Source organism: Streptomyces sp. NPDC048278, assembly GCF_040652195.1.
In the GTDB taxonomy this organism is placed as follows: Bacteria; Actinomycetota; Actinomycetes; order Streptomycetales; family Streptomycetaceae; genus Streptomyces.
This window is the reverse complement of the sequence record NZ_JBEZLP010000034.1, coordinates 109,038-119,792: the sequence shown is the minus strand read 5'-3', so window position 1 is coordinate 119,792 and position 10,755 is coordinate 109,038. Positions and strand designations below refer to the sequence as shown.

Annotated in this window: 4 protein-coding genes, 1 tRNA gene and 1 rRNA gene; 5 read left to right on the top strand and 1 reads right to left on the bottom strand. The window is 69.4% G+C overall.

Features of this window, described 5'->3' with window-relative positions:
- From rrf to AB0D74_RS39935, 3 genes are all read left to right on the top strand, one after another.
- Nucleotides 1-88 (top strand): 5S ribosomal RNA (gene rrf / locus AB0D74_RS39945); the annotation flags it as partial.
- Between the two features lie 113 nt (nt 89-201).
- Nucleotides 202-864, top strand: a complete 663-nt coding sequence (locus AB0D74_RS39940) for a DegT/DnrJ/EryC1/StrS family aminotransferase (protein ID WP_362598310.1) — start codon at nt 202-204, stop codon at nt 862-864.
- Nucleotides 865-940: 76 nt separating this feature from the next.
- A tRNA-Thr gene (locus AB0D74_RS39935) sits at nt 941-1,013 on the top strand.
- Between the two features lie 62 nt (nt 1,014-1,075).
- Here AB0D74_RS39935 and AB0D74_RS39930 read toward each other — a convergent pair.
- A complete protein-coding gene (locus AB0D74_RS39930) occupies nt 1,076-3,829 on the bottom strand; it encodes a SpoIIE family protein phosphatase (protein WP_362598293.1) in 2,754 nt (917 codons plus the stop codon).
- 398 nt (nt 3,830-4,227) lie between these two features.
- On the opposite strand from AB0D74_RS39930, the gene AB0D74_RS39925 reads away from it, so the two are divergent.
- Entirely contained in the window at nt 4,228-9,684 is a 5,457-nt protein-coding gene (locus tag AB0D74_RS39925; RefSeq protein ID WP_362598290.1) for a HAMP domain-containing protein, read from the top strand.
- A 274-nt stretch (nt 9,685-9,958) separates the two neighbouring features.
- Nucleotides 9,959-10,642: a response regulator gene (locus AB0D74_RS39920; protein ID WP_362598287.1), complete on the top strand. Its 684-nt coding sequence runs from the start codon at nt 9,959-9,961 to the stop codon at nt 10,640-10,642.
- Nucleotides 10,643-10,755 lie beyond the last annotated feature (113 nt).

Below are 10,755 nucleotides of genomic sequence, written 5' to 3'. Positions count from 1 at the left end.
CGGTTACATTCCGAACCCGGAAGCTAAGCCTTACAGCGCCGATGGTACTGCAGGGGGGACCCTGTGGGAGAGTAGGACACCGCCGAACAATTCTTCAAAGGGTTGGATCTGGAACTTCGGTTCCGGGTCCAACCCTTTTTTGTTTTGCGTAACGTGTCGTTCACGTTCCGCGCCGAGCATCCCAGCATGGGTACTGCTGCAATGCTCAGGGCCGCCGGTGTCGGAGTCGGCGACGAGGTCATCGTGCCGGCCTTCGGGAACGTCGAAGTCGCCGAGGCCGTGACACTGGCCGGTGCGCTTCCGGTGTTCGCCGACATAGATCCGCTGACCTACTGCCTCGACGCGAGGGCGGTGGAGGCAGCCGTAACTGCCCGTTCTGCGGCGGTCGTTGTCGTGCACCGGTTCGGACGGTGGGCCGACGTCCGGCGGTTGCGCGAGCTGGGGCAGCGGCACGGGCTGCTGGTGCTGGAGCAGGGCGAGTCGGAGGCTCCGTACGACGAGATCGCGCAGCGCCGGCAGCGGGCCACCTACCTCGATGCGAAGCTGCGCGGTGTGCGGACGCCGGACGGCGGCGACGGGCACACCTACCAGCAGTACGTCGTGCGGGTGCCGGGGAACGGCCGGCCCGACCGGGACGCCTTCGCTCGGGCGCTGCGGGGCAAGGGAGTTGACTGCCGGGTGCCGGTGAAGACGCCGGTGCACCGACTGCCGGAATTCCGGCGCTGTGTCTCCCTGCCGGAAACCGAGGTGGCCGCGGACGTGACGCTGGCGCTGCCCGTGGACGCCGCGTTGACGAAGCGGGAGATGCAGCGGATCGTGTCCGCCTGCAATGCCCTCGGCGGACTGCTTCAGGCCGCCTACTGAACGAGTTTGGGAACTCGGGTCTGTTCGGGGTATGATCTATTCCGTTGCCACGGGGGAAACCTCGAAAAGGCGACAGGCCCCCATAGCTCAGTCGGCAGAGCGTCTCCATGGTAAGGAGAAGGTCAACGGTTCGATTCCGTTTGGGGGCTCCGCTGAAAAGGCCCCGCCCTTATGGGCGGGGCCTTTCTCATGCCCTGCTTCCCCTGCCCTCTCAGTCCTTCTGAAGGCCGGGGACCCGCATCGCCAGAATGGCCATATCGTCGGACGGGGCGTCGGACGCGAAGCGCTCCACCGCGCGCATGATGCGTGCGGCGACGGCGCCCGCCGTCAGGCCCGTACAGGTGGTCAGGACGTCCGCGAGTCCGTCGTCGCCCAGCATGCGCGTGCCCTCCCGGCGTTCCGTCACGCCGTCGGTGACGCAGAGGAGGACGTCGCCCGGGTCGAGAGTGACCGTCTGCTCGTACAGCTCCAGGTCCTCGATGACGCCGAGGAGGGGCTGGGGTTCGGCGGCGGCCTCGACCGTGCCGTCCTGGCGGAGGCGCAGCGGGAGCGGGTGGCCGGCGCAGACGACCTTCATCTCGGCGCTGCCGTCCTCCTGGGGGCGCATCTCGCCGTACAGGAGGGTCAGGAAGCGGCTGCGGGCTCCCTCGTCCAGGATGGCCGAGTTGAGGCGCTCCAGGACGGCGGGGCCGCTGAGGCCCTCGCGGGCCAGGAGGCGGAGCGCGTGCCGGGCGAGGCCGGTGACCGCGGCTGCGTTGGGGCCCGTACCGCAGACGTCGCCGATGGCGAAGCCGTACGCGTTGTCGGCGATGGGGAAGACGTCGTAGAAGTCGCCGCCGACCTCGTTGCCCTCGCCGGCCGCGCGGTAGATGACCTCGACCTCCATGCCCTCGATGTGCGGGGTGCCCGGGGGCAGGAGGCTGCGCTGGAGGGCCTGGCTGATGGCCGTGCGCTCCGAGTACAGGCGGGCGTTGTCCAGGGCCAGGGCGGCCCGGCGGGACAGGTCCTCGGCCAGTTCCAGGATCTCCTGGCGGAAGTGTTCGTCGGTGGGCTTGCCGAGGGTGAGCATGCCGATGACGCGGTTGCGGGCGACCAGGGGGAGGACGACGGTCTCGCCGCCCACGGCGGAGGCGGTGGCGAGCGTCGGGCCGATGCCGGCGGAGACCTGGCGGGTGGGGCCACCGGTCAGGCCGAGACTGCGCATGGAGCTGCGCAGGGCGGCCTGGTGGGCGTGCTCGCCGGGGGCGGTCCAGACGCGGGCGCCGGGCGTGGGTACCGGGTCCGGCGGGGGCACCTTGGCGAGCAACGACTTGATGCCGTCGATGAGTTCCTCGTCCTCGTGCAGGACGTACGACAGGTACGGGTCGGAGGCCTGGTCGGCGATGGTGTAGACGGCGCACCAGGTGGCAAGGGTGGGGACCGTCATCTGGGCCATCAGGGCGAGGGTCTGGTCGCGGTCCAGGGTGCCGGCGAGCAGGTCGGAGGCCTCGACGAGGAAGCTGAGCGAGCCGCGGCGCAGCCGTTCCAGCTCGCCCAGGCGGGCCGACTCGACGGCCAGGGCGATGCGGTCGGCGGCGAACTGGAGGCGCAGCGCCTCCTCGTTGGAGTACCGGCCCGGTGCCTCGGCCGCGACGCCCAGGGAGCCGGTGAGGCGGCCCTCGACCTTCAGCGGGACCGTGACGACCGAGCGCATGCCGGTGCCGGCCAGGAGGGGGACCGCGCCCGGAACGGCCGCCAGATCGTCGTGTACGGCCGGCATGCGGGCGGAGCCGTAGCGGCCGGGGCCGGCTTCCACGGGCACCCGTGCGAAGCGCTGGCGGGCGGACGGGAGGCCGGTGGAGGCGCGGACCTCCAACTCGGTCTCGTCGTCGGTGGCGAGGAGCAGGAACGCGGAGTCGCCGTCGAGCATGTCGCGGGCGCGTTCGACCGTGCGCTGGAGGAGGCCGTCGAGGTCGTCAGGGGCGGGGGAGCCGATGAACACCTCGAAGGGGTCGCTGTTCTGGCCGTCGGAGGCGCCGCCGGCGTCGGAGGCGGGGACGCGCAACGGGGTCTGCAGGACGGCCCGTTCGTGGTCGCGGACGAGCAGGCAGACGGTGGAGGGCTCGCCGCCGGTGTCGCGGACTCTCAGGTGCGAGGCGTAGACGGGGGTCACGCGGCCGTCGGCGCCGCGGATGCCGTAGCTGCCCTCCCAGCGGGAGAGCTGGAGGGCCTCGGCGATGCCGGTGCCGGTGCCGGGGGTGTGCGGCCAGGCGGCGAGGTCGCTGAGCGGCTTGCCGGTGACGTCGGCGGCGGCGTGGCCGAAGACCTCCTCGGCGTCCTCGTTCCAGGCCGAGATGGAGCCCTTGCGGTCGATCTGGACGACCGCGACCCGGACCCGGCCGTCGGCGAGAGGCAGCAGGTCGGCGGGGAGGGACGGGCCGGCCGCGCGGGTGCCCACCGGGCGTTCGGGGAGATCGAGCTGGAACCAGACATTTTTGTGCGTGGACGTGTACTCGACACCCCAGCGGGCGGCGAGGGCCGCGCACAACTGGAGTCCGCGTCCGCCCTCGCGGTCGGGGCTGCCCATGTTGACGGCGGAGCCCTGGAGCGGGACCTCGCGTTCCGGGTAGCGGTCGGCGACCTCGATGCGCACTCCGTCGTCCGTGCGCAGGCACAGCACGTCGGCGTGGGTGCCGGCGTGCACCACCGCGTTGGTCACGAGTTCGCTGGTGAGGACCACCGCATCGTCCACGACGTCGGCGAAGCCCCAGCCCTGGAGGGTGTCGCGGACGAAGGACCGGGCGGTCGCGACCGATCGCCCGACGGGCTCGAAGGTGGAGGCCGCGCGCGCGGTGATCACAGAACTCCCCGTCCGGGTCTCGACATGCGGGCCTGCCTGGCCGGGCTGGTGCCGCTGCTGCGGCATGCGCTCGCCCGTTGGCCGTGGCTCCGGGTTGTGTCCCCCGGGGATCACTCCGGTGGTCATGGTCTGCGGCCGCCCCTCCGAATGCCCGCTCGTTCTCGTGCCACCGCCCAGGCCGGACGGACCGGTGCGGCTGGACAGCCGCATGCAAGGTTACTTACCTTCGCCGTCCGAGCGGATGCCGGTCGCCAGTGTTTACGCCCCCAGGGTGTGCGGACGATGTGCGAAGCTGCCGAACTGTTATGGCCTGGTTGAGTGAGGGTGAAACACTGGGCAGGCTTGTGATGAAGGTCCGGTCAGCCCGAATGCGTTGCGTGTGCGGTGGGCAGCAGCCCCTGGTGTGGCCGGATGTCGTCTGGCAGAAATACGCAGCAGTAACCGGTACGCCGGAGTAAGCGGTACGCCGAGTATGGCGGTGTCCGAGCACAGCAGTAACGGTCGACCCCTGCGGGAGGGACACAGTGGAGTCTGGCGCAGCGGCGCGGGGCACTAGGGCGCGCGCGAAGGGCGGACCGTCCCTGAGCAGGCAGCGGGGCGGTGACGGGACCACCGCGGTGGACACGGCTTCGCTGAACCGGTTGCTGGTGGCGCTCGTGGCGATGCGGGACGGCAACTTCCGCAAGCGGCTCACGGTGTCCGGGGACGGCGTGATGTCGGAGATCGCGGCGGTCTTCAACGAGGTGGCCGACCGCAATCTCCACCTCACGGGTGAGCTGTCCCGGGTACGGCGTGTCGTCGGACGTGAGGGAAAGCTCACGGAGCGGCTGGAGACGGGCGCCTGTGAGGGCTCCTGGGCGGCGGCCGTCGACAACTCCAACGCCCTCGTGGACGACCTGGTACGGCCGGTCTCCGAGGTCGGCCGGGTCCTGACGGCGGTGGCCGAGGGCGACCTGTCGCCGCGGATGGAGTTGCGGTCGCCGTCGGCGGACGGGGCCGGGCATCCGCTGCGCGGTGAGTTCCTGAAGGTCGGCCGGACCGTCAACAACCTGGTCGACCAGTTGTCGACGTTCACCGACGAGGTCACGCGGGTGGCCAGCGAGGTGGGCACCGAGGGCAAGTTGGGCGGTCAGGCCCGGGTGCGCGGTATGTCCGGTTCGTGGCGGGACCTCACGGACTCGGTGAACACGATGGCGTACCGGTTGACGGCGCAGGTGCGGGACATCGCGCTGGTGACGACGGCGGTCGCCAAGGGTGACCTGTCGCGGAAGGTCACGGTTCAGGTCGCCGGCGAGATGCTGGAGCTGAAGGAAACCGTCAACACGATGGTGGACCAGCTGTCGGCGTTCTCCTCGGAGGTGACCCGGGTCGCCCGCGAGGTGGGCACGGACGGCATCCTGGGCGGTCAGGCGAACGTGCCGGGGGTGGCGGGGACGTGGAAGGAGCTCACCGACTCCGTCAACACGATGGCCGGCAACCTGACGGCCCAGGTGCGCGGGATCTCGGAGGTGACCACCGCGGTCGCCAACGGTGACCTGTCACGCAAGGTCACCGTTCCGGCGCGCGGTGAGGTCGCGCAGCTCGCCGAGACGATCAACCAGATGACCGAGACGCTGCGGATCTTCGCGGACGAGGTCACGCGTGTGGCCAACGAGGTCGGTGGCGAGGGGCGGCTCGGCGGGCAGGCGAACGTGCCGGGCGCGGCCGGTACCTGGAAGGACCTGACGGACTCCGTCAACACGGTCTTCCGGAACCTGACCACGCAGGTGCGCGACATCGCCGCGGTGACCACGGCGGTGGCCAACGGTGATCTGTCGCAGAAGGTCACCGTCGACGTGGCCGGCGAGATGCTGGAGCTGAAGAACACCGTCAACGGCATGGTTGATCAACTGTCGTCGTTCGGTGCCGAGGTCACCCGGGTGGCCCGGGAGATCGGTGTCGAGGGTGAGCTGGGCGGTCAGGCGCAGGTGGCCGGGGCCGCCGGTACCTGGAAGGACTTGACCGACTCCGTCAACACCGCGTTCCGCAACCTCACGGGCCAGGTCCGCAACATCGCCCAGGTGACGACGGCGGTGGCCAACGGTGATCTGTCGCAGAAGGTCACGGTCGACGTCTCCGGCGAGATGCTGAAGCTGAAGAACACCGTGAACACGATGGTGGACCAGCTCTCCAGCTTCGCCGACCAGGTGACGCGGATGGCCAGGGACGTGGGCACCGAGGGCCGCCTCGGCGGCCAGGCGCGCGTGGACGGCGTGTCGGGCACCTGGAAGGAGCTGACGGACTCCGTCAACTTCATGGCCGGCAACCTGACCTCGCAGGTGCGGCAGATCGCCCAGGTGACGACGGCGGTGGCGCGGGGCGACCTGTCCCAGAAGATCGACGTCGACGCGCGCGGCGAGATCCTCGAACTGAAGAACACGATCAACACGATGGTTGATCAACTGTCCGCCTTCGCCGACCAGGTCACCAAGGTGGCCCGTGAGGTGGGTACGGAGGGCCGGCTGGGCGGTCAGGCGCAGGTGCCCGGTGTGGCCGGTGTGTGGCGGGACCTGACGGACTCCGTGAACGGCATGGCCGGCAACCTGACGGCCCAGGTCCGCAACATCGCCCAGGTGGCCACCGCGGTGGCCCGGGGTGACCTCTCCCAGAAGATCACCGTGGACGCGCGCGGTGAGATCCAGGAGCTGAAGAACACCCTGAACACGATGGTCGACCAGCTGTCGTCGTTCGCCCAGGAGGTCACGCGCGTGGCGCGCGAGGTGGGCACCGAGGGCATCCTCGGCGGCCAGGCCGAGGTGCAGGGGGTCGCGGGCACCTGGAAGGACCTCACCCAGTCCGTGAACTTCATGGCGAACAACCTGACCATCCAGGTGCGCAACATCGCCGAGGTCACGACCGCGGTCGCCAAGGGCGACCTGTCGAAGAAGATCACCGTTGACGCGAAGGGCGAGATCCTCGAACTCGTCACGACGGTCAACACCATGGTCGACCAGCTGTCGAGTTTCGCGGAGCAGGTGACCCGGGTGGCCCGTGAGGTGGGCACCGAGGGCATCCTGGGCGGTCAGGCGCGCGTTCCGGGTGTCACGGGCATCTGGAAGGACCTCAGCAACAACGTGAACCAGATGGCCAACAACCTGACCATGCAGGTGCGGAACATCTCCCAGGTGTCGGCGGCGGTCGCCAACGGCGACCTGACCCGGCAGGTCACCATCGAGGCCAGCGGCGAGGTTGCCCAGCTCGCCGACACCATCAACCAGATGGTGAAGACGCTGAGTTCGTTCGCCGACCAGGTCACCAAGGTGGCCCGCGAGGTGGGCACGGACGGCATCCTGGGCGGTCAGGCGCATGTACCGGGTGTGGCGGGTACGTGGAAGGACCTCACCGAGTCGGTGAACCAGATGGCGTCCAACCTGACCGGTCAGGTGCGCAACATCGCGATGGTCACGACGGCCATCGCCAAGGGTGACCTGACCAAGAAGATCGACATTGACGCGCGCGGCGAGATCCTCGAACTCAAGACGACGATCAACACGATGGTCGACCAGCTGTCCAGTTTCGCCGAGGAGGTCACCCGGGTCGCCCGCGAGGTGGGCACCGAGGGGGCGCTCGGCGGGCAGGCACGCGTGCGTGACGTCGACGGCACCTGGCGGGACCTCACCGAGTCCGTGAACGAGATGGCCGGGAACCTGACCCGGCAGGTGCGTGCCATCGCGCGCGTGGCGACCGCGGTGACCCGCGGCGACCTGAACCTGAAGATCGACGTGGACGCGTCCGGCGAGATCCAGGAACTCCAGGACTACATCAACAAGATGATCGCCAACCTGCGCGACACCACGGTGGCCAACCAGGAGCAGGACTGGCTCAAGGGCAACCTGGCCCGGATCTCCGCGCTGATGCAGGGCCGCCGCGACCTGGTGGACGTGGCCTCCCTGATCATGAGCGAGCTGACGCCGGTGGTGACCGCGCAGCACGGCGCGTTCTTCCTGGCGATGCCGCTGGTCGACGGCAAGGACGCGAACGCCGAGGACGAGGACGCGTACGAACTGCGCATGCTCGGGTCGTACGGCTACTCGATGGGCTCCATGCCGACGTCGTTCCGGCCCGGTGAGGCGCTGATCGGGACCGCCGCCCAGGAGAAGCGCACGATCCTGGTGGAGAAGGCGCCCACCGGCTACCTGAAGATCTCCTCCGGGCTCGGCGAGGCCCCGCCGGCGCAGGTGATCGTGCTTCCGGTGCTGTTCGAGGGCAAGGTGCTCGGCGTGATCGAGCTGGCGTCCTTCACGCCGTTCACGCAGATCCAGAAGGACTTCCTCAACCAGATCGCCGAGATGATCGCGACGAGCGTCAACACCATCTCCGTCAACACCAAGACCGAGGTGCTGCTGAAGCAGTCGCAGGAGCTGACCGAGCAGCTCCAGGAGCGGTCGGCGGAGCTGGAGAACCGGCAGAAGGCCCTCCAGGCGTCCAACGCCGAACTGGAGGAGAAGGCCGAGCTGCTGGCCCAGCAGAACCGGGACATCGAGGTGAAGAACACCGAGATCGAGGAGGCCCGGCAGGTCCTGGAGGAGCGCGCCGAGCAACTCGCGGTCTCCATGCGCTACAAGAGCGAGTTCCTCGCCAACATGTCGCACGAGCTGCGCACCCCGCTGAACTCGCTGCTGATCCTGGCCAAGCTGCTCGCCGACAACGCCGAGGGCAACCTGTCGCCGAAGCAGGTGGAGTTCGCCGAGACCATCCACGGCGCGGGCTCCGACCTGCTCCAGCTGATCAACGACATCCTGGACCTGTCGAAGGTCGAGGCGGGCAAGATGGACGTCTCCCCGACGCGGATCGCGCTCGTCCAGCTCGTGGACTACGTGGAGGCCACCTTCCGGCCGCTGACCGCGGAGAAGGGCCTGGACCTGTCGGTGCGGGTCTCGCCGGAGCTGCCGGCCACCCTGCACACGGACGAGCAGCGGCTCCTCCAGGTGCTGCGCAACCTGCTGTCCAACGCGGTGAAGTTCACCGACTCCGGCTCGGTGGAGCTGGTGATCCGGCCGGCCAGCGGCGATGTCCCGGTGGGGATCAGGGAGCAGCTTCTGGAGGCCGGTTCGCTCAGCGATCCGGACGCGCCGCTGATCGCTTTCTCGGTGACCGACACCGGTATCGGCATCGCGGCCAGCAAGATGCGGGTGATCTTCGAGGCGTTCAAGCAGGCCGACGGCACGACCAGCCGCAAGTACGGCGGTACGGGCCTCGGGCTGTCGATCTCGCGGGAGATCGCGCAGCTGCTCGGCGGTGAGATCCACGCGCAGAGCGAGCCGGGCCGCGGCTCCACGTTCACGCTGTACCTGCCGCTGCACCCCAGTGAGCTGCCGCCGCAGGGCTACCAGCAGTCGGTGCCCCAGCTGGAGGCCGGGGACCTGGTCGCCTCGCATCACCTGGCCCTGGAGGCGTCCGGCGTGGAGATCGAGACTCCGGCCGAGGTGAAGTCGTACCAGGAGACCCAGAACGGGGCCGCCGCGCTCTTCAGGCGCCGTCGCCGGGGGGCGCCGGTGGCCGAGGCGTGGCCGGTGCTCGCCGAGCAGGAGGCGACGTCCCCGCAGCCGCGCCGGGGCATGCGGTTCGGCGGGGAGAAGGTGCTGATCGTCGACGACGACATCCGCAACGTCTTCGCGCTCACCAGCGTCCTGGAGCAGCACGGTCTGTCGGTGCTGTACGCGGAGAACGGCCGGGAGGGCATCGAGGTCCTGGAGCAGCATGACGATGTCGCGGTCGTCCTGATGGACATCATGATGCCGGAGATGGACGGCTACGCGACGACCAATGCGATCCGCCGGATGCCGCAGTTCGCCGGGCTGCCGATCATCGCGCTCACCGCGAAGGCGATGAAGGGCGACCGGGAGAAGGCCATCGAGTCGGGCGCCTCGGACTATGTCACCAAGCCGGTCGACCCCGATCATCTTCTGGCGGTGATGGAGCAGTGGATGCGCGCGGAGTGACCGGAACGGCCAGGTGTGATGTGAACGTTTCGGGAACGTTCCGTGTGCGCGGGGAGTTGCTGACTCAGGGTGGCGGAACCCGTGTAGAAGTGCGGGATTGGGGGAACCTTCTGGTCTCCGGCTGCGTTTCTGCTACGTGCACAGTGACATCGCGGTGACAGGGTGTGGCGACAGGCGGGGTGCGGCTACCATGACCGGCACAAGGACGGGCGGCGAAAGGGAGTCGTCCCCTGGGGCGGCGCCCGGTGCACATCCGGGGCGAGGAGGGCGGGCCATGGTGCAGAAGGCCAAGATCCTCCTGGTCGATGACCGGCCGGAGAATCTGCTGGCGCTGGAGGCCATCCTCTCTGCGCTCGATCAGACACTGGTGCGGGCATCGTCCGGGGAGGAAGCGCTCAAGGCACTGCTCACGGACGACTTCGCGGTGATTCTGCTGGACGTCCAGATGCCGGGCATGGACGGTTTCGAGACCGCGGCGCACATCAAGCGGCGGGAGCGGACCCGGGACATCCCGATCATCTTCCTGACGGCCATCAACCACGGTCCGCACCACACCTTCCGGGGCTACGCCGCGGGCGCGGTCGACTACATCTCCAAGCCCTTCGACCCGTGGGTGCTGCGCGCCAAGGTCTCGGTGTTCGTCGAGCTGTACATGAAGAACTGCCAGCTCCGGGAGCAGGCGGCGCTGCTGCGGCTCCAGTTGGAGGGCGGCGGCAAGGGCGGCGCGGTCGCCGGCAAGGAGTCCGCGGGACTGCTCGCCGAGCTGTCCGCCCGGCTCGCGGCCGTCGAGGAGCAGGCCGAGGCGCTGTCCAAGCAGCTGGACGACGAGTCCGCGGACGCGGCAGCGGTGGCCACGGCCGCTCACCTGGAGCGCAAACTCACCGGACTGCGCCGGGCGCTCGACGCCCTCGAACCGGGCACGGGCGGCGCCGCGCCGTCGCTTCCGTCGCAGAACTGACCGCGACCGCGGACGCAGTTGCCCATGAGCGTGCGTCAGTTCTGCGCCCCGCGAAGGGCGACACGAACGGGTGAAGCTGTGGGCACACGTGTCCCCTGTCGCATCCCCCGGTA